The organism is Sporolactobacillus nakayamae (assembly GCF_900113325.1).
Lineage (GTDB): Bacteria > Bacillota > Bacilli > Bacillales > Sporolactobacillaceae > Sporolactobacillus > Sporolactobacillus nakayamae.
The window spans coordinates 1-19849 of sequence record NZ_FOOY01000009.1; the positions used below are offsets into that span (position 1 = coordinate 1).

Here is a 19849-nt window from a genome sequence, read left to right on the forward strand (position 1 = left end):
AAGATGGGTTACTTGTCAACTGACACAATGGATTGAGAGCTTACCCAACTATATCAAGGTTTATCTGCCCAAATTAGGGTGCGAAAGTTGAGTTACAAGAATAAAAGTTTATCGTTTTGCCTTGCTGGTAGGACGATAAGGTCATAAGATTCGGTTGGACGATCAGGTAAGCGCCCAATCTGAGAAATAAACGGAAAAATTCCGCCTAATTCGAAAATAAACGAGAAAATAGCTTAAATAGACGGAGAAATTCCGCTTATCGAATCGAAAAACGTGAAAATGGAGAGTTTTTCTGTGCTTAACCGGAAAAATTACCCTTATTTACCTGTGAAACAAGCGCCAGGATGCATATAACCGGAAAATCTCCGCTTATTTTACTCGTTACTTAATGAAGGCCAGAATGCTTAATGAAACAGGAACATCACCAGATGATTGATCACGAGTTCTAAAATTATTAGCGGATTAATAAATTTCTCGAGGGGGACGAAAGCTAATGTTCTTTCCGATCCATTCACTAGTCAGCGTATCGGTTGTTTGGAATAATAGATGCGCCAATTATAAAAAAACAACTATTGAGAACGCTTTATTTATATGCTACCATGTAGGTGTTACGTCACACTTTGATCAGATGATTCAGCATTAAATGAACCACTATTTTTGTTTCGCAAACGGAGGGATTGTATGTATGGTAATTTGATCGGATACCAACAGCATGAAAACAAAGTCATTGTCCAATTTGAGAAAAGCGAGGCTGTTATTGAAACGATCACTCCCGCAATTATTCGTTTCTTTGTTTCAGTAGCCGGATTGGATCGCAAGTCGAAAGCAATTGAAAATCTTAACTGTGCTCCGGGCTCATTGACGACACATCATGCGGATGGGGTACTCACGATTTGCACAGAAAAATTAGTGGTCACGATAAAAGATGAATTCTATGTAACGATTTCTGATCGTGCAGGACATGTCTTGAGTGAAGATTATCAAGGCGAGGGGAAACCATTTATTCGCAAAGGTTCCGGTGAAGGTTTAGCGATTGCTGCTGAGGAAGGGCATAAACTTGAAGCTGAACGTAATAAACTTCTATTTAAGATTGAAAAAAAGTTGGATCAAAATACGTTTTTCTATGGCCTTGGCGATAAAACAGGACACCTGAATAAAAAAGGCTATCATTATAAAATGTGGAATACTGATAATCCATCGCCACATGTCGAAAGTTTTGACGCATTATATAAGTCCATTCCTTTTCTTATAACATTGAAAGAAAAACAAGCTTTCGGATATTTCCTAGATAATACCTTTGAATCCATAGTTGATCTTGGTAAGGAAAATAGTGATTATTATAGCTTTGGAGCAGTTGGTGGAGACATTGATTACTATTTTATCTATGGTCCGTCAGTCAAATCTGTGATAAACAGGTACACCGATTTGACTGGTACGACACCACTGCCGCAATTGTGGACATTAGGCTATCAGCAATGCCGCTGGTCGTATACTCCGGAAAACAGATTACGAGAAATTGCAGACAACTTCAGAAAAAAGGATATTCCTTGTGACGCTCTGTATCTTGATATTGACTATATGGACGGATATCGCGTATTTACTTGGGACCACAAGAAATTCCCCGATCCAAAGCGCACACTGGAACTTCTTAAGAAGCAAGGCTTTAAAGTAGTCACTATCATTGACCCCGGTGTTAAGAAAGATAAAGGGTACAGCGTATACGATCAAGGAATTGCTAATGACTATTTTGCTACAGACAAGGATCTTGTTCCTTATGTAAACAAAGTTTGGCCTGGCGACGCACTCTATCCGGACTTCTCAAATGAAAAAGTCAGAAATTGGTGGGCGGGCAATCAAAAAATCATGACAGATACCGGTGTCGCAGGTATATGGAATGATATGAATGAGCCGGCAAGCTTCAATGGACCGTTACCAGATGACGTGTTGTTTAATAATGACGGCGTTCAAGCGGATCACCGTGAAGTGCACAATGTATACGGTCATTATATGTCAAAAGCAACTTATGAAGGAATCAAGCAGGCGACCGGCAAGCGCCCTTTTGTCATCACTCGGGCATGCTACGCCGGAACTCAGAAATATGCTACGGTTTGGACCGGAGATAATCAGAGTCTGTGGGAGCATCTGAGAATGTCCTTGCCGATGCTGATGAATCTCGGCCTTAGCGGTATCGCGTTTTGTGGTACCGATGTTGGTGGTTTTGGATTTGACTGTACAGCGGAGTTGCTTTCACGCTGGGTACAGGTCGGAGCGTTTACACCATTATTCCGTAATCATTCCAGTATTTATACAAGAGATCAGGAGCCATGGGCATTTGATGATCAAACTGAGGCCATTAATCGGAAATATATCAAATTAAGATATCAGCTTCTTCCCTATTTATATGATCTGTTACATGATGGGGAGTCAAGCGGTCTGCCAGTCATTCGTCCCCTGTTTCTCCATTATCAGGACGATGTGAGGACGTATGAGATTAATGATGAATTTCTTTGTGGTGATAGTATCCTTGTTGCCCCAGTTGTAGAGCAGGGCGCTCGGACACGTCTTGTTTATCTGCCTGAAGGCAATGAATGGATTGACTTTTGGACAAAAGAAGTCTTTGCCGGAGGGCAATATATTGTAAGGGAAGCGCCGCTCGATCTTTGTCCGATTTATATTAAAGGCGGGGGCATTGTACCGCTTTATCCTGTACAAAACTATGTCGGAGAACAGGAAATTAAACAATTGACCTTGGATGTTTATTTAACTGAATCCGTGAAAAACGGTTCCTATATTCATTACCAAGATGATGGTGAGAGTTTTAATTATCAAAACGGCGGATACAATCTCTATGAATTGAGCATCATTTATAATGATCCGAGTGATGATTTGACGCTCTCAATTAAAATGAAGCACAATGGATATAGAAAAGCCTATGAATCTTTTAAAATCATTCTGAACCATACCATTGCATCTGAAGTAATCCTTGATGGGGAAAAGATACCGTATGAAGTTAATGGGGAAAGCACGTATCTCTCAGTAGATCATTTAGGAACTATTTCGATCAAGTTGTGATTTTACAAGAAGATTAGTGGGTCACCGTTACGATCAATTTTTGCCTTTTAATGTTTGGGATAGATGTCTCAGCATTAGAGGGCTTTTTTTAATGCATCTATCCAATCACGCTAATTTAAGGCGCCTAATTGATAACCGAATCCAGTGAATGGACTTAAAGCATCGAGCATAGATTAAAGGTACGGCATCCTTGTTAGAAAACTTGGCTTTGCCAAGCCTCTGACGAAGGCACAGCCGCCGTCGCGACGGACATGGACGGCCCTAGTGTCCCGGCCTGCCACAGGACGCACTTTCACGGGATGTGATGACTTTCGCGTTGCATACAGGACGTATGCGTAATTAGCGAAAGCTCATTTACACTTAGCGATCGTCCCCTTTTTGCCGGATCGCGTACACTTGTTTCCTTCCTTTAATTTTTTTATACTTTCTTGCTGGTGTAAAAAATCTGATGAGATCGAATAAAATCTTCCAATAATGACCATAATGTTGTCAAATCAGATAGAGGAGATGGAGCCTCATGGAGATTGTCAGTGATATCTGGGTTAACTGGTTTGAGGGCGAAGAGAACGGCTATAATGTCTGCGAATTTTACGAATGGCGCAAGCATGATTTTATCGAATTGCTTGACCAGATTCCACTCATAAAAGTGGAAAAACCACTCCTTGACTACATTGAAAACGATTTGCAGGATCTTCCTCAGGACTTGTTGAAAGATATTCGGAATCGAAGCGTAATCTGTAAAAACAATCAGCGAGAAATTATTGAATATTGTTTTATCGCAACTGATGGCGAACGTTGTATTGTTGCTGATACATTGGGCTACGCCATCCCCGTACGAAAGAGTCGACTGATTCCAAGACAGGAAAGCATGATCATCCAAAAAGCTGCGAAAATGACCGTGGAAAACTATCCGGTTTCCTCGATGCATTTTCAAAAAAAAGAATATCACATGCTCTCTCTGAATCCGAAGTGGATGATTGGACTTACGAGAAAGGAGAGGCAGCTAAAACAGCTTCTGTTTATGGCTCTTGATCAGCTTCATTCCTCGGGTAATGTTGAAGAGATGCGCTACTGGTATACCGAGTGGTTTCCCACCAAATATGCTACTAGTAGGGGTATGAGTTTTGATGAAGCGTGGCAGGAGCTGGTAACGGGAATGAAGCACGGGTGGTCGGAGAAGCATGGGGATATCTGCGAACGGATGATCAAAGGTCAATCTTATTTTGAAAAGTTATGGGAACTGGAGCAAGGATCGAAAGTACAGTGAAAAATATAACGAGTTGGTTGGTGAAAGGGATCAGGATGATGCACCTGCTCCTTTTTTTTGATGAGCATTTGTGCCTCTCACACGTGATGTTTTAATTGTTGTATAATTTTTGATAAGATAGATTTAGGAAATTCTTTTTCTTGACATGCGTGTGGAGCTGCGGATGACAGTTGTTTTTTCGCAATGATGAACGTATAAGGATAGGAAACTAAATTTTACTATATTAAAAAAGGTGCAGCGATGAACCATTCAGGCGAGACATTACGATACATTCGAAAATCAAAGAAAGTGACACTCTCTGAGCTTGCTCAGGGTGAAGTTTCTGTCGCCTTTTTATCACGGTTTGAACGTGGTGACTGTGATATTTCGTTTACCCACCTTCTCAATCTGCTTAACAAATTGAATGTGACGATCGATGAATTTCTCTATGTGAAAAATGATTATGAGGTGAGCGATCTTCAACAATTCTTTGAGAATGTAAACAAGTATGTGATGGAAGATAATTTGCATATGTTACAGGTGCTTCATGATCGCATGAATTCGCTATATATAATGAAGAAAAAAATTCACTATCTTCATTTTTCAATAATCGCGGCCCTTTATGTGCAGCGAATATCCAAGAAAAAATCGGAACCGAAAATGGTTAAATTACTAAGTGATTACCTATCAAATGTGGATGTTTGGGGTTACTATGAATTAATTGTGTATAACAATTCACTGTTCAGCTTCCCCGTGGATCAAATGATCTCATTATCGCGGATGGCCTATGAAAAGAGTATGGACTATAATCCACTTGGGAAAGGTGAAGACAAGAAACAACTTATCTTGATCAATACGGCGACCGTTTTACTGGAGAATAATCGGCTCACCGAGGCAAATACCTTTCTCATTCTCTTAAATGAGCTGCTCGATCAAGAAAGAGACTTTTATATGAAAATTAAACTCATGTATTTAAAAGGCATCTACACAATTAAACTGGGAAAGCGCGAGCGTGGTGAAAAAATGGCGTTAAAAGCCATCCAGATTCTCACTGAATTGGAAAGCACATCCCAAGCCAGCACACATGCCAACTACCTTCAGGGTGTTTTGGATTCTACTATATTAAAAAATGATGCGGACTAAACCGTTAATTATTGGATAGAAAAACAGCTGCCAAAGCGATACGATGCTTTGGTAGCTGTTTTTTTGTTCACTAGTTTGTCACTGCTTGTTTCGGCGTCCAATGCCCAATGCTTTCTCAGCCTTGTTCAGTGTCTTTTTGGCGATCGCGTATGCACGCTCCGCGCCTTCGTCAAGAATTTCGTCAAGCTCCGAAGACTCGATCAGGTTGTTAAAGCGTTCTTGAATTGGGTTCAACATACCGACAACGGCTTCGGCGACGTCGGTCTTAAGTTCACCATAGCCCTTGCCTTGATAAGCGGTGACAAGATCGTCAACCGATCGGCCGGAGCAGAGGGAGTAGATATCCAGCAAATTGGAGATACCAGGCTTCGCGACTCGGTCATAACGAATCGATGCTTCATCGTCGGTTGTGGCGGATTTGATTTTCTTGATAATATCTTTTTCGTTATCAAGCGTAAAGATTGTTGCTTTGCGATTTGAATCCGATTTGCTCATCTTTTTCGTTGGTTCGGACAGCGACATGATGCGTGCACCGACCGGTGGAATATACGGTTCCGGTATTGTGAACACTTCGCCGTATTTATTGTTAAAGCGTTCGGCCAGATCGCGTGTCAGTTCCATATGCTGTTTTTGATCTGCCCCGACAGGCACAAGGTTCGTCTGGTAAAGCAGAATATCTGCAGCCATGAGCGGAGGGTAAGTAAGGAGACCTGCAGGAATCGTTTGCTTGCCCTTTGATTTGTCCTTGAATTGGGTCATGCGTTCAAGCTCACCCATGTAGCTGACACACTGCATGATCCATCCAAGCTGCGCGTGACAGGGAACCTCAGACTGGATAAAAAGAATCGATTGTTTCGGATCAATCCCCATTGCCAAATAGAGTGCCGCAAGATTATGGATGTTCTTTTGAATCTCTTTGGGATCTTGAGGCACTGTAATCGCGTGTTCATCAACGATACAGTAGATACAGTCATTGCCTTCCTGTAATGTGGCAAAATTGCGCATTGCGCCTAAATAGTTGCCAAGTGTCGGAATTGATGTCGGCTGAACGCCGGAAAATATTTTTGCCAAAATCATTCACCTTCCTGATTTCATAAAATAAAAGACAATATAAAAAGGCCTATCCATCCACAAGGGACGAATAGACCGCGGTACCACCCTAATTTTTCTGAGAAACAGAAACATCTTAGTCAGATTCTAGTAAAGAATCATCACCGTTGTAACGTACGGAAACGTCAATGCCTACTGACGGATTAAAAGTCCGAGGTTCAGATTGAGGCTCAGAAGTCCATTCCCATACAGTCCGCCACTCGGGTTCCATCAATCCCAAGCTCTCTGAAGACTTTCTGCAGGTACTTCTCTTCATCATTGCACCAATATATCTTATTAATGGTGACTATTATAGTCAACTATGAAAAGAAAAGCAAATTGGTGATTAGATAAACCACGTAAGTAAAATGGAGCAGAGAAACAAGAGAATGCTGTCGACAATCAACGGCCAAGTAATAAGCGCTCGTTTGCCATCACGTCGGTTATATTCTTCTAATGGTGCCTCAGCATCTTCCTCTTGTAGCGCTTTTTTGCGCGTTGCTCGAACAAAACGTTTGAAACTGTAGGCAGCACCATCAAAAAAGCCTCCCTGAATAATGAAAATGATTAAACCTAAATTAAAGAAAAGCAAACTAACAACTGAAAGATAGTTAATAAAGACTAAAAGGGAGAATGGAGCATGGAGCAGCCATAGCAAAAGTAATGCAATAGTTATTTCGATCAGAAAAATAAACATAAATAGAAAACGTACGTTTGTTTTGAAAAGATTCATTAAGACACCTCAAATAATTAAACTTTTTAGAAAAAAACGCTATTAATATCTATCAATTGTAAGAAATTATAACATAAAGCAGAAAATATATGACTTAAAAAATGGCGTGACATCAATATATTCTGCATTCTCTTCAAAATAAATCCGCCAAATTTTCAAAAAAAGCATGCAAAATGTCAAGAGAACTTGTATAATAGCATCTGTAGGTTGAGCGAACCTCTTATATTGTTGAAATATAGGGGTACAGGCCTAAAAAAAGATAGCAATTTAGGGGAGGTTATTACTTTTATGAAGAAGGCAAAATGGTCACTTGTGCTGACATTTGTGCTAGCATTGAGCCTTGTGCTTTCCGCGTGCGGAAGCTCAAGCAGCAGTGACAGCAGCAAAAGCGGCGCATCAAAATTAGCAGCGAAACAGGATCTGAGATTCGCGATTACTGCTGACATTCCTACGCTTGATCCGAATCTTGCAACCGACACAACGTCAACAAATGCAATCGCAATGACAGAAGCCGGACTTACAAGAATGCATAACAACAAGTTCCAATGGGATCTCGCAAAGGGCGCTCCGAAAGTAAGCTCGGATAAGAAGGTTTATACATTTACGCTTCGCGATCAGAAATGGTCAGATGGCAAGCCGGTAACTGCTCAAGACTTTGTTTATGGCTGGCATCGTCAGAACGATCCGAAAGCAAAACCTGCTTATAACTTCCTGTTCGCATCTGTAGGCATTAAGAATGCGGCAAAAGTTGAAAATCCAAAAGACCCACTGTATGGCAAGTATGATAACTTGGGTGTAAAAGCTCTTGATGACAAAACGTTGCAAGTAACGTTGGAACAAGCAGCTCCACCGTTCTTCTACAGCATTTTGTCCCAACCTCAGTTCTTCCCGCAAAGAGAAGATTTTGTTAAGAAGCAAGGCAAGAAATACGCTACTTCAGCTGACACACTTCTTTACAATGGTCCATTTACTCTTACTGAATGGCAAAAAGGCACAGGCTGGACATATAAGAAAAACAAAGACTACTGGAATGCGAAAGCAACGAAACTCAGCACTGTTAATTTCAAAGTTGTGAAAGAACAAGCAACAGCGATTAACATGTACAAAACAGGTTCAATTGACGAAGTTGGACTTTCTGCTGAATTCGTTGATCAATTCAAGAAAACGAATGCAAAAGAAATTAAAACAGGTGTAGATGCTGGTACTTACTACCTCTACATTAACCAAAAAACGAACAAAAACCTGAAGAACCTTAACTTACGTAAAGCGTTGAACGCCGCAATTGACCGTGACGGCTTAGTTAAGTCAATTCTGAATAACGGTTCTGTAGCATCTAACTTCGTAGTGCCTAAGAACTTTGTTGCAGGTCCGGACGGTAAAGACTTCCGTGCCTCAGCTCCTAATGGTTTCCCTGCAGGATCTGCATCAGAAGCTAAGACATACTGGAATAAAGCTAAGAAAGAGCTTGGTATCAAGACTTTGAAAATCAACTTCTTGAGCCAAGACGGAAGCTCTACACAACAATTGAACCAATATGTTGCGAACCAAATTAATAAGAATCTTCCTGGCGTTAAAGTAACAATCAATGCTCAACCTTGGGCTAACTATCTGAAACTAAATCAAGAATTCAAATATGATATCGCATTTAGTGGTTGGTTCCCAGATTATCAAGATCCGATGACTTACCTTGATATGTGGACTACTGGCAACCCGATGAACTCAATTGGTTGGTCTAACAAGAAATTTGATAGCCTGATCAACAGTGCTCAAACAGACACTGCTGATGTTCAGAAACGTTGGGACAGCCTCGTTTCAGCTGAAAAACTGATGATGTCTGAATACCCAATCGTTCCTCTCTATCAATCAGGTCATACATGGGTAGAAAAACCTTATCTTAAAGGCCTTTCATTCCCATCTTATGGTCCTCAAATTGATTTCTCTCAAGCTTACCTTCTGAAACACTAATTTCAGCGGAGCTTAGAAAGATATGTGGGGCATTTTTGAAGGAGAGTATATGTCGGTCCTGGCATATACTCTCCTTTCAATTAATAAAATATTTTTTTGTTAATTTTGTATGTTAAGTTATTTGCATTATCGACTACTCAGAGTTAAAAAATAGATATCAATTTTTAGGAGGTCTCAATTCGGTGGGGCGATATATTTTAAAACGGGTCGGCTATATGCTCGTCACTTTCTACGTCGTTGTAACATTGACTTTCCTTGCTATGAAGATGCTGCCAGGTACTCCGTTCAAGTTTGCCAATCGGTTGACGCCAGAACAATTGAACCAGCTGAAACATTATTATGGGCTTGATCAACCGATACCTGTTCAATATGTACACTATATTTGGAATATGCTGCATGGCGATCTTGGCGGTTCGTTTCAGTATGGAATGCAGCCGGTAACTGAATTTCTTGCCCAGAGATTCCCTATTTCGATGCAACTTGGGATTGAATCCATGATTATTGGTACCATCCTAGGTATTGTTTTGGGAATCATTTCAGGAATTTATCGTGGACGTTTTCTTGATTGGGGAACAGTAACGCTTACCGTTGTATTTATTTCGATTCCGTCGTTTATTTTCGCTGCGATTCTTCAGTATTGTTTTTCTGTACAGATCCGTATTTTCCCGGTTATTGGCTGGGACACGCCAATGACACATGTTTTGCCTGTAATCTCAATCGGTGTCGGGGTAATGGCTTCAATCGCTCGATTTATGCGGACAGAAATGGTTGAGGTCTTGGGACAAGACTATATAATAACTGCGCAAGCGAAGGGTCTCAGTACACCAGCTGTGATTTATAAACATGCGATTCGTAATGCAATGATTCCAATCGTTACCGTTATTGGTCCGATGACAGCGGCGGTAGTGACAGGTTCATTGGTTATTGAAAATATATTTGCAATTCCTGGTATTGGTTCGCAATTCATTGATGCCATCATTACAAATGATTACCCAATGATCATGGGAACAACGGAACTTTACGCTGCATTGTTTATTGTGACCATTTTTATTGTGGATATTTTATATGGTGTGATTGATCCTAGAATTCGCGTGTCAGGAGGTAAGCCAGCATGACAACTTCAAATGCAGATGTAACTAAGGAATTATTTGTGCCGGCAGATCTGAATGATTCGGTTAGCGAACAAATTTCGGGTGAAAGTGTCAGTGCATGGAGAGATGCGATCCGTCGTTTTGTCACGAATAAAGGTGCCATGGCATCGATGATCATTATCTTCTTAATTGTTGTATTTGCGATTATCGGTCCGCACTTTTTTGGCTATGGCGTTGATGATCAAGACGTTTCCCGTGCCAATCTCCCTCCAAAAATTGGCGCACTCAGCTGGATTCCTGCTTTCAGCGGCCATGAAGGCGGAGTAGATGTTTACAAAGAAAAGAAAATAACCAAAAACTATTGGTTTGGTACGGATCAACTCGGACGTGACTTGTGGACAAGAACATGGATGGGAACTCAAATTTCCTTGATTATTGCCTTGATCGCAACACTTGCAGATGTATGTATAGGTGTGGTTTATGGAGGAGTTTCCGGATATTTTGGCGGCATGGTTGATAACGTTTTGCAACGTATTCTTGAAATCATTGCCGGTATTCCAAGCCTTGTATGGATTATATTGCTGATTCTCATTTTGCAGCCGGGCTTGGTGACCATTACCATAGCCATACTTGCGACGAGCTGGCTTTCCATGGCGAGAATTGTCCGTGGAGAAATGTTAAAACTTAAAAATCAGGAATTCGTTTTGGCTTCTCGTACCCTTGGTGCAAATGATGGACGAATTATTTTTAAACACTTGATCCCTAATTCCATTGGAATGATCATCATTAACACGATGTTTTCCGTTCCAAGCGCGATCTTTTTTGAGGCGTTTCTAAGCTTTATTGGTTTGGGAATCCGTTCTCCGCAATCGTCACTAGGTTCTCTGATCAATGACGGATATCAGATGCTGCAAATTCATCCGTATCAGACTCTTTATCCGGGGATTATTATTTCGCTCCTGTTAATTTGTTTCAATATTATGGGGGACGGGCTTCGTGATGCATTTGATCCGAAGCTGCGTCGATAATACGGGAGGTTTAATAATGGATCATTTATTAGAAATTAAAGACCTTAGCGTCGTCTTTCATATATTTGGAGCAGATGTTCAAGCGGTTCGCGGCATCAGCCTACAACTGAATAAAGGGGAAACACTAGCGATTGTTGGTGAATCCGGCTCAGGTAAATCGGTGACTTCTAAGGCGGTAATGGGACTTATTCCCAACCCGCCAGGAGAAATCGCAACTGGCGAAGTCTTGTTTGAAGGTAAAGATTTAGTTAAATACTCAAAGAAACAAATGCAAAAAGTGCGCGGAAAAGACATTTCAATGATTTTCCAGGATCCGATGACTGCATTGAATCCAACCATGAAAATTGGAAAGCAAATTATGGAAGGCTTGATCAAGCATCAAAGCTTATCAAAACATGATGCGAAAAATCGCGCGATCGAACTGCTGCAATTGGTAGGTATACCAAACCCTGAGAAACGTGTGGATGAATATCCTCATCAGTTTTCCGGAGGAATGAGACAGCGAGTGGTGATTGCGATTGCTCTTGCCTGCAATCCAAAAATTCTGATTGCCGATGAACCGACAACGGCTCTTGATGTAACGATTCAAGCACAGATCCTTGACCTGATGCGTGGCTTACAGGAGAAAACTGGCACAGCAATTATTTTGATTACCCATGATTTAGGCGTTGTTGCGAACTTGGCACAGCGTGTTGCTGTGATGTATGGCGGTAAAATCGTTGAAACAGGGACTTTGGATGAAATTTTTTATAATCCTAAACACCCATATACATGGGGTTTGTTATCCTCCATGCCGAAATTGCATGCGAAGACAGACAAGCTATTGGCTATTCCAGGAACTCCTCCTGACCTAAGCAATCCGCCAAAAGGATGTCCGTTTGCGCCAAGATGTCCGCATGCAATGAAGGTTTGTACTGAGCATATGCCTGCGTACACGGAGCTTTCGGCTACACAGAAGGCTGCTTGCTGGCTGCTTGATGAACGAGCACCAAAAGTAGATCCGCCGGCGACGATTGGTGTGGGAGGAGAATCATAATGGCTGAAAAAACAGAAAAACTGCTTCAAGTGAAAAACTTGAAGAAATATTTTAATGTTTCCCGCCGCGATGTTTTAAAAGCGGTAGACGGAGTAACCTTTGATGTATATAAAGGCGAGACACTTGGTCTAGTCGGTGAATCCGGCTGTGGTAAATCAACGACGGGCCGTACAATCATCCGTTTATATGATCCCACTGAAGGTGAAGTCATTTTTGATGGACAGGATGTTGGCGGAAAACTAAGCCTTAAATCAAAGAAAGAATTATCAAAGCGGATGCAAATGATTTTTCAGGATCCATACGCTTCACTTAATCCAAGAATGATGGTTAAGGATATTATTGCCGAAGGTATTGATATTCATCACTTAGCCAAGTCATCGAAAGAACGCATGGATCGTGTGTATGAAATGCTGGAAACGGTTGGCCTGAACCGTGAACACGCCAATCGCTATCCACATGAATTCAGTGGTGGTCAAAGGCAACGAATCGGAATTGCGAGAGCACTTGCCGTTGATCCGGATTTCATCATTGCCGACGAACCGATTTCAGCGCTTGATGTGTCCATTCAGGCACAGGTCGTCAACCTGCTTCAGGAACTTCAGGAAAAGCAAGGCCTAACCTACCTTTTTATTGCGCATGATTTATCAATGGTGAAGCATATAAGCGATCGCGTGGGCGTTATGTATCTCGGGAATATGGCAGAATTGGCAACAAGTGATGAAGTATATGATCATCCGCTTCATCCATATACTCAATCGCTGCTTTCAGCAATTCCGGTTGCTGATCCTAAGCTTGAACGTACGCGTGAACGAATTATCCTTCAAGGTGATGTGCCGAGTCCGATTGATCCGCCAAGCGGTTGCCGTTTCAGAACACGTTGCCCATTTGCGATGGATGTCTGCGCAAAGGTCAGACCTAAGTGGCATGAGGTAGAAAAAGGACATTGGGTAGCCTGCCATCTTCATGATGAAGGCTTGAAAACCGAAAAAGCTTAAATTAAAAATAATCCCCACGAATGAAACGTGGGGATTATTTTTTTCGATAGTTAACAAATAACTGCACAAAATAACTGATGATCGTGAGTCCTAATAAAACCGTGACGATTGACATAGTCAGTAAATGAAAAAATTGATATAAAAGAATAGCAATGACAAGTAACGCAGTGAGGACGAGTGTGATTCGACGTGTCATAAAGTCAGCTCCATCAAGTGCAATTTTTTGAATACTTTTTGTCTCATTCACGTATAGTATAAGAGGAGTGTCCCTGATTGGACATTCTTGTCTCAACTGAAATGATACGGTGATGTTTTCGTAGCCGATGTCCAAGCTTATCACAATCCAGCTTGAGTCTCAAGTGAACGCATAGGATCAGCCTGTGCAGGACATCTGTACAAGTTGCCGTGTCAAAATTTAACCTTGACAAGCAGACGTGACGGGTTGAGAATAAAGGCAGACAGAGAAGACTCTTGTGACCGGAGATGTACTTTGGACGAATGATTTAAGGAGGCGATCATCAGTGAAACCGAAAGACGTAAGGCGGAGGCGCAAAAATTCCATCAGGAAATGGTTGAAGGAGACATTGGGACAACTGCAACCCAAGTCCCAAGACGCACCGTCAGCGAACTTAAAATTACCGGCGTAATGTTGTGGGGTTAACCAACCACATAGACATAATGACTAATAAATGGGGACTTCTTGAATATGGGAAGTCTCTTTTTACATATTTTGAATCCGGAATACATCGGAAATGAGAATGGAATTAATTAATGAAAATTATTTTTTGTCGAATCACGATGAAAAAAGGCTTGTATTATGATGAAATATGAAATAATTTTCATATAAAAAAGGGTATAAAATTTATAAGAATTATTATATAATAAAAGAAGCCTCAGAGAATAGAACGTTTCTATTTATCCAAAGGAGGGCGAAAAATGGTTACATTATATACATCACCAAGTTGCACATCGTGCAGAAAGGCAAAAGCTTGGCTTAAGGAACATGACATACCATTCAAAGAACGGAACATTTTTTCCGAACCGTTATCCATTGAAGAGATTAAAGACATCCTGCGTATGACCGAAAATGGTACGGATGAGATCATCTCGACGCGGTCAAAAGCATTTCAAGAATTGAATATTCAATTGGAGACAATGTCTATTCAACAGCTTTTTGAATTGATTAAAGATAATCCGGGCCTGTTGCGTCGCCCAATCATGCTCGACGATAAACGGCTGCAGGTTGGTTATAATGACGATGAAATTCGACGCTTTCTTCCTAGAAAGGTACGTACTTTCCAGCTTCAAGAAGCGCAGCGCTTGGTTAATTAAGTGAAATGCAAACGAACGGATGTCCCTGTATCACTATGGACATCCGTTTATTTATTAGCAAGATTAAACGACCGTCCATGATCGGGCGGCCGTTCTTGTTTACATTTTATCGATGGGTTACGATTTTCTAGCGATTTGAGCGGACGAATAGAGATTGGTCAGCCATCCAACGATGATGAGTGTGATGATCAGTATAATTGGAAAAAGCTTGGAGAGATGCTGAGAAGATTCAAACAGCCAATGAATCTTCGGCTCGCTCATGATCATCTCGGAAGCCGTGTAACCAAGTACACCGCCTCCAACATAGACTAGTGCCGGGAAATGTTCCATAGCGATTAAAATGAGCTTGCTGCCCCAGACAATTATAGGGACTGATACGATAAGACCGATCGCGATATAGCCAATATGTCCCTTTGAAGCACCTGCGATGGCGAGCATATTGTCAAATCCCATGACCACATCCGCAAGCACAATGGTTCGAACGGCCGCAAACATGGACGCGCCTGCTCGAACATGATGTTCTTCTTCTTTATTCGTAATGAGACGGATCGCAATGACAATTAAAAAGAGGCCCCCGGCAAGCAGCAGAAAAGGGATGTTGAGCAAAGAGACGACGATAGCAGTCAGCACGATTCGAACAATGACAGCGAGGCCCGTCCCAAGGAATATAGCCTCATTCCTTTGCTTTTCAACTAGTCTGCGGCAGGCAAGAGCAATCACGACCGCATTGTCTCCACCTAAAATAATATCTATAAAAATAATTTTTAGGATAAAAAACACAGTATTGAGATCGAAAGACATGCGTTGATAGCTCCTTTCCTCTGTCTCCATTTCAATTTATGCGAACTTGTCCTGAATCATTCCGGCGATCCACAGCCTAACATTTGTCACCTTTATCGCTTTTTTTGCATAAATGACTGGGTGATTCAATAAAATGAAGCAATTAAACTTATTTTTGTTTGCTTAGGAGGCAAGTGCGGAATATTTATAATACTGATTATTTTTTATTTCAATAGTAAAGGTTTTATCATACAATAGAGGTACAGGATACATGTTGTCCCATTGGCGGTTGGTCACTCCCAAACCTACTGAAGAAGAAGGGAGAGATAGCGATGAAAATCGAACGAATAAATGAAAACACACTGAAATTCTACATCAGTTATTTAGATATTGAAGACCTTGGCTTTGACCGTGAAGAGATTTGGTATAATCGCGATCGCAGCGAAGAACTTTTTTGGCAGATGATGGATGAAGCGCATAGTCAAGAATCCTTCTCTCTTGAGGGACCGCTTTGGATCCAGGTTCAGGCGCTTGATAAAGGCATGGAAATTATTGTGACTCGTGCGCAGATTTCGAAGGATGGATCCAACCTTCAGTTGCCGATCTCGGAAGATAAGCATCTGGATATTCCAATTAATGAACGTGAAGATCGTGATGCCGATATGGCTGATGATCAAGCAGTTACTGATGGTGATGATCAGGAGGAAAATGAGCTTGAGGACGCACAGCCCATTTCATTCATCATTGAATTTGGCGATATTGAGAATCTGATTTCTTTGAGCCATACCTTTGAGGCACATGATGCGATGGATACCGCGCTGTATGCTTACAAGAGTCGGTATTATTTACAAGTGACCTTTGCCGACGAGCTATCCGATGATTGTCAAGATGATGATTTAAGCAAAATGCTTGAATTTGGGCTTGATACGAGTTTGACCGTTTATGTTCTTCAGGAGTATGGGAAGGAATTGATCCATGATCATGCCTTGCAGACAATAAAATCCCATTTTCCTTTACTTGCATAGTTTGAAAGATTCCATAAGTAGCTTTTCTCGTGAGGTTTGCCGCTGGCAGGCCTTTTGTTTTTGGTGAGGAAAATATGTTCTGAACTGGGTGCAGGAATGACTGCTATTCGTGTAGAATTAATTACTAACATGAATAGGGTGGTGATCCTGTGCTTATCGCGTCAACAAAAGGCGGTGAATCAATCTCGCTTGCTTCCTCTAAATTGTCACGTGAAGCGTTAAAAGCGCTGGAAAAACACTATGGATTCTATTGTCCGGTTTGCCGAGCACCATTGCTTCTTAAAAGCGGTGAAAAGCGAAGATGGCATTTCGCACATCAATCCCATCATGCGTGTCTCGTGGATAATGAACCGGAAACCGCGGCGCACTTATCCGGCAAAGAGGATCTTTTGTATTGGTGCGAAGTTGCGGGCCGATCGCCGCGGCTGGAATTTTATTTGCCGGCACTACGCCAAAGACCGGATGTATATTTGCCCGGGATTGAACCTACTGTGCTTGAATATCAATGCAGCATGATCCCTGAAGAGCGGTTTGCCGCACGCTCCAAGGGCTATGTAGACGCGCGCATTACCCCCGTTTGGATCATCGGTGCCGGGCATTATCATGGACATCGAAACAAGATCCGGCTATCCGGTTTTACTTCTATGGCTATTCGCCAGTCCAGAGCCTCTCCAGATGCGCACCCGTTTGCCTCATCTTATTATGTCTGTTTTTACGATCCTTCAGCCAAATGTTTCCGCTACTCCCATTGTCTATCCCCAATATCAAAAACCCTTTTTATTTCCCAGGAAAGTTGTGTCACTCTCTCTGATTGCAAACCGTATCAACTGCTCGCCCCGACATATGTTTTCTTACCCAGGTTATTTAGTCAGAGCTGGCTCATGATGAAGAAAAGTATTAGATTGGCAGTACCTAAACACATGACACGTGAAGAATACACATTGCGTGCTCTAGCTTATGGGTTAAGACAGCATTTTGCTTATTTTCCAGGATATGTAGGCTTACCACATCACGCATTCGTCCAATTTGTGAATCCTCCTTTGCTATGGCAGATGTGGCTTTTTCTGCTTATGGGCATTAGTGAACCCGGACATCGCTTCACACCGCGTCGAATCATTCACGAGGCAGTGATTCGCGGATTGGGAAATTTGTTCATGCTTCGGAATCTCCCGCTTTGCACAATAAAAACAGTGGAACAGTTGGTTATCATTTACCTGGAGCAGCTTGTTCGACTGCGTATCGCAGAGAAAAGCAGCGGCAGCTATCGAATCAAACAATTGCCGAAAAGAGAAGAATCAATTTCTGCTTTGCTTAATGAGGATCGCGTGATGCTGAAGCGATTAGAAATGGCACTATACGCAGATCCAATACATGAATAACTAAATTTTGCGTAAAAAGAGAAAAAGAAGTACGATAGATTTGATACATTTTTTGGAAGAGTAATGACAATGGAGGTGCCGCAATGGCGGGTGAAAAAACAACTGCGCTCCCGAAAAGAGAGGCGATCCCGGTTGAAGAGACTTGGGACCTCGAAGCGATCTATCCGGATGTTGACGCGTGGGAACACGCATTTCAGAAAGTTAAGGATTTAATCGAGGAAGCGGAACGGTTTAAGGGGAAAATTGGAGATTCGGCTGAGACGTTATACGCACTTCTTAAAAAGCAGGATGAAGTGACGGAATTATTGTACAAGGTCTATGTCTATGCACACATGAAATCAGATGAAAATACGGCAGATGCGACTTATCAAGCGCTGCATGATCGTGCCGGGAATCTTGCTGCCGTAGCAGGGAGCAAATTAGCTTTTGCCGTTCCTGAAATCTTAGCAATTGATCCGCAAACACTAAACGGTTTTATTGATAGCAGCAAAGATTTGCAGCTCTATCGGCATGCACTTGACGAAATCATTCGGACACGTCCCCATGTGCTTGATAGTGAAAAAGAAGCACTTCTTGCGGCAGCTGAAGAGGTTACCGATGCTTCATCCACAACATTCGGCATGTTGAATAATGCTGACTTGAAGTTTCCAACGATTAAGGGTGAGGACGGAGAAGACGTTGAAATTACACATGGACGTTATGGTACGCTCATGGAAAGTGAAAATCGTCAAGTGCGCAAAGCTACGTTCGAGGGCATTTATAAGACGTACGGCGCATTTAAGAACACCTTGGCTTCGACATTGAGCGGGCAGGTCAAGCGAGATACGTTCTATGCAAATGCACGCCATTACAAGTCGGCACGGGAAGCGGCTTTGTTCGGTAATGATATTCCGGAAACGGTTTATGATAATCTGATTAAAACCATTCATGACAACCTGCCATTGATGCACCGATATGTTGCGTTGCGCAAAAAGGCACTCAATGTTGATGAACTTCATATGTATGATCTCTATGCGCCGCTTGTCCCGAATGCGAAGATCAAAGTGACTTATGATGAGGCGAAGAAACTTGTCATTAAAGCATTGGCACCACTTGGCGAAGATTATTTGAACGTCATTCTGGACGGTTTTAAAAAACGCTGGATTGATGTGCGCGAAACACAGAACAAGCGGAGCGGCGGTTACTCAGGCGGCAGCTACGGTACGATGCCTTACATTCTTTTGAACTGGCAGGATAACGTCGACAGCATGTTCACGCTGGCGCATGAGCTTGGCCATTCGATGCACAGCTATTATTCACGTACATGTCAGCCGTATCCATATTCCGATTATTCGATTTTTGTTGCCGAGGTTGCGTCTACATGTAATGAAGCACTTCTAAATCACTACCTGCTTGAAAATACGGATGATAAGACAAGAAAGCTGTATCTGTTGAACAATCAGTTGGAAGGCTTTAAAGGAACGGTCTTCAGGCAGACAATGTTCGCAGAATTCGAACACATCATCCATGAGAAGGCACGTGCCGGGCAAGCGCTAACCGCCGATCTGCTGACGGAAACTTATTATAATCTAAATAAAACATATTTTGGGTCGGATATTGTTGTTGACAAGGAAATCGGTCTGGAATGGGCACGCATTCCACACTTCTACTACAACTACTATGTTTACCAATACGCGACAGGCTTTAGTGCGGCGTCTGCGCTGTCCTCACAGATCCTTACAGAAGGTGCGCCGGCCGTTGAGCGTTACAAGAATTATTTGAAATCGGGGAGCTCAGATTCACCGATTGAGGTACTAAAAAAAGCAGGCGTGGACATGGCAGACCCTAAGCCGGTACAACAGGCAATGGATGTATTTGCCCAGGTTCTGGATGAAACGGAGAACCTGCTATTTAGCTGAAAATGCTGCTATTAAAAAAAGACAAGGACTGAGGATC

The 19849-nt window shown here is 42.0% G+C and carries 16 protein-coding genes and 1 other annotated feature; of the genes, 12 read left to right on the forward strand and 4 right to left on the reverse strand.

The window, feature by feature from the left end; genetic code table 11:
• Positions 1-681 precede the first annotated feature (681 nt).
• From BM003_RS07055 to BM003_RS07065, 3 genes are all read left to right on the forward strand, one after another.
• Positions 682-3072, forward strand: coding sequence for a glycoside hydrolase family 31 protein (locus tag BM003_RS07055; protein WP_093671534.1), 2391 nt, complete (start codon positions 682-684; stop codon positions 3070-3072).
• 517 nt (positions 3073-3589) lie between these two features.
• Complete coding sequence (locus BM003_RS07060; protein ID WP_093671536.1) at positions 3590-4339, forward strand: YjbA family protein; 750 nt, start codon at positions 3590-3592, stop codon at positions 4337-4339.
• A gap of 240 nt (positions 4340-4579) precedes the next feature.
• The gene (locus BM003_RS07065; protein WP_093671538.1) at positions 4580-5461 is read left to right on the forward strand and encodes a helix-turn-helix domain-containing protein; all 882 of its coding nucleotides are present in this window, start codon (positions 4580-4582) and stop codon (positions 5459-5461) included.
• A 78-nt stretch (positions 5462-5539) separates the two neighbouring features.
• Here the strand turns inward: BM003_RS07065 and trpS are convergent, their stop codons facing one another.
• Positions 5540-6532, reverse strand: coding sequence for a tryptophan--tRNA ligase (gene trpS / locus BM003_RS07070; RefSeq protein WP_093671815.1), 993 nt, complete (start codon positions 6530-6532; stop codon positions 5540-5542).
• A gap of 59 nt (positions 6533-6591) precedes the next feature.
• Positions 6592-6839: a binding site (T-box leader), on the reverse strand.
• 57 nt (positions 6840-6896) lie between these two features.
• Entirely contained in the window at positions 6897-7283 is a 387-nt protein-coding gene (locus BM003_RS07075) for a DUF3899 domain-containing protein (protein WP_093671540.1), read from the reverse strand.
• Between the two features lie 288 nt (positions 7284-7571).
• Between BM003_RS07075 and BM003_RS07080 the strand changes: the two genes are divergently transcribed.
• The 5 genes from BM003_RS07080 to BM003_RS07100 all read left to right on the forward strand — a co-directional run bounded on the left by BM003_RS07080 (position 7572) and on the right by BM003_RS07100 (position 13398).
• A complete protein-coding gene (locus BM003_RS07080) occupies positions 7572-9248 on the forward strand; it encodes a peptide ABC transporter substrate-binding protein (RefSeq protein WP_093671542.1) in 1677 nt (558 codons plus the stop codon).
• A 182-nt stretch (positions 9249-9430) separates the two neighbouring features.
• Positions 9431-10363 (forward strand): ABC transporter permease, encoded by a 933-nt coding sequence (locus BM003_RS07085; RefSeq protein WP_093671544.1) that lies wholly within the window; start codon positions 9431-9433, stop codon positions 10361-10363.
• Positions 10360-11367 (forward strand): oligopeptide ABC transporter permease, encoded by a 1008-nt coding sequence (gene opp3C, locus BM003_RS07090; protein WP_093671546.1) that lies wholly within the window; start codon positions 10360-10362, stop codon positions 11365-11367. The genes BM003_RS07085 and opp3C overlap by 4 nt, the downstream gene beginning before the upstream one ends.
• 16 nt (positions 11368-11383) lie before the next feature.
• On the forward strand, positions 11384-12403 hold the full coding sequence (locus tag BM003_RS07095) for an ABC transporter ATP-binding protein (RefSeq protein WP_093671548.1): 1020 nt from the start codon (positions 11384-11386) through the stop codon (positions 12401-12403).
• On the forward strand, positions 12403-13398 hold the full coding sequence (locus tag BM003_RS07100) for an ABC transporter ATP-binding protein (RefSeq protein ID WP_177184687.1): 996 nt from the start codon (positions 12403-12405) through the stop codon (positions 13396-13398). Before BM003_RS07095 ends, BM003_RS07100 begins: the two co-directional genes overlap by 1 nt.
• A 34-nt stretch (positions 13399-13432) precedes the next feature.
• Here the strand turns inward: BM003_RS07100 and BM003_RS17585 are convergent, their stop codons facing one another.
• Positions 13433-13594, reverse strand: a complete 162-nt coding sequence (locus BM003_RS17585; protein WP_177184688.1) for a hypothetical protein — start codon at positions 13592-13594, stop codon at positions 13433-13435.
• A 740-nt stretch (positions 13595-14334) separates the two neighbouring features.
• On the opposite strand from BM003_RS17585, the gene spxA reads away from it, so the two are divergent.
• Complete coding sequence (gene spxA / locus BM003_RS07110) at positions 14335-14730, forward strand: transcriptional regulator SpxA (protein ID WP_023509241.1); 396 nt, start codon at positions 14335-14337, stop codon at positions 14728-14730.
• Between the two features lie 117 nt (positions 14731-14847).
• Here spxA and BM003_RS07115 read toward each other — a convergent pair whose 3' ends face one another.
• The gene (locus BM003_RS07115; RefSeq protein WP_093671554.1) at positions 14848-15531 is read right to left on the reverse strand and encodes a TerC family protein; all 684 of its coding nucleotides are present in this window, start codon (positions 15529-15531) and stop codon (positions 14848-14850) included.
• A 311-nt stretch (positions 15532-15842) separates the two neighbouring features.
• Here BM003_RS07115 and mecA point away from each other — a divergent pair, with 311 nt between their 5' ends.
• From mecA to pepF, 3 genes are all read left to right on the forward strand, one after another.
• Positions 15843-16535 carry an adaptor protein MecA gene (gene mecA, locus BM003_RS07120; RefSeq protein WP_093671556.1) on the forward strand — a complete coding sequence of 231 codons (693 nt, stop codon included), beginning with the start codon at positions 15843-15845 and terminating at the stop codon, positions 16533-16535.
• 149 nt (positions 16536-16684) lie between these two features.
• Positions 16685-17914: a competence protein CoiA gene (locus tag BM003_RS07125; protein WP_093671558.1), complete on the forward strand. Its 1230-nt coding sequence runs from the start codon at positions 16685-16687 to the stop codon at positions 17912-17914.
• Positions 17915-17997: 83 nt separating this feature from the next.
• Positions 17998-19812, forward strand: coding sequence for an oligoendopeptidase F (pepF, locus tag BM003_RS07130; protein WP_093671560.1), 1815 nt, complete (start codon positions 17998-18000; stop codon positions 19810-19812).
• Positions 19813-19849 lie beyond the last annotated feature (37 nt).

Coding starts and splice junctions, on each gene's coding strand:
- mecA (WP_093671556.1), top strand. CDS start 15,843: ATGAAAATCGAACGAATAAATGAAAACACACTGAAATTCTACATCAGT.
- BM003_RS07095 (WP_093671548.1), top strand. CDS start 11,384: ATGGATCATTTATTAGAAATTAAAGACCTTAGCGTCGTCTTTCATATA.
- BM003_RS07065 (WP_093671538.1), top strand. CDS start 4,580: ATGAACCATTCAGGCGAGACATTACGATACATTCGAAAATCAAAGAAA.
- pepF (WP_093671560.1), top strand. CDS start 17,998: ATGGCGGGTGAAAAAACAACTGCGCTCCCGAAAAGAGAGGCGATCCCG.
- opp3C (WP_093671546.1), top strand. CDS start 10,360: ATGACAACTTCAAATGCAGATGTAACTAAGGAATTATTTGTGCCGGCA.
- BM003_RS07055 (WP_093671534.1), top strand. CDS start 682: ATGTATGGTAATTTGATCGGATACCAACAGCATGAAAACAAAGTCATT.
- BM003_RS07115 (WP_093671554.1), bottom strand. CDS start 15,531: ATGTCTTTCGATCTCAATACTGTGTTTTTTATCCTAAAAATTATTTTT.
- BM003_RS07075 (WP_093671540.1), bottom strand. CDS start 7,283: ATGAATCTTTTCAAAACAAACGTACGTTTTCTATTTATGTTTATTTTT.
- spxA (WP_023509241.1), top strand. CDS start 14,335: ATGGTTACATTATATACATCACCAAGTTGCACATCGTGCAGAAAGGCA.
- BM003_RS07060 (WP_093671536.1), top strand. CDS start 3,590: ATGGAGATTGTCAGTGATATCTGGGTTAACTGGTTTGAGGGCGAAGAG.
- BM003_RS07080 (WP_093671542.1), top strand. CDS start 7,572: ATGAAGAAGGCAAAATGGTCACTTGTGCTGACATTTGTGCTAGCATTG.
- BM003_RS17585 (WP_177184688.1), bottom strand. CDS start 13,594: ATGACACGTCGAATCACACTCGTCCTCACTGCGTTACTTGTCATTGCT.
- BM003_RS07100 (WP_177184687.1), top strand. CDS start 12,403: ATGGCTGAAAAAACAGAAAAACTGCTTCAAGTGAAAAACTTGAAGAAA.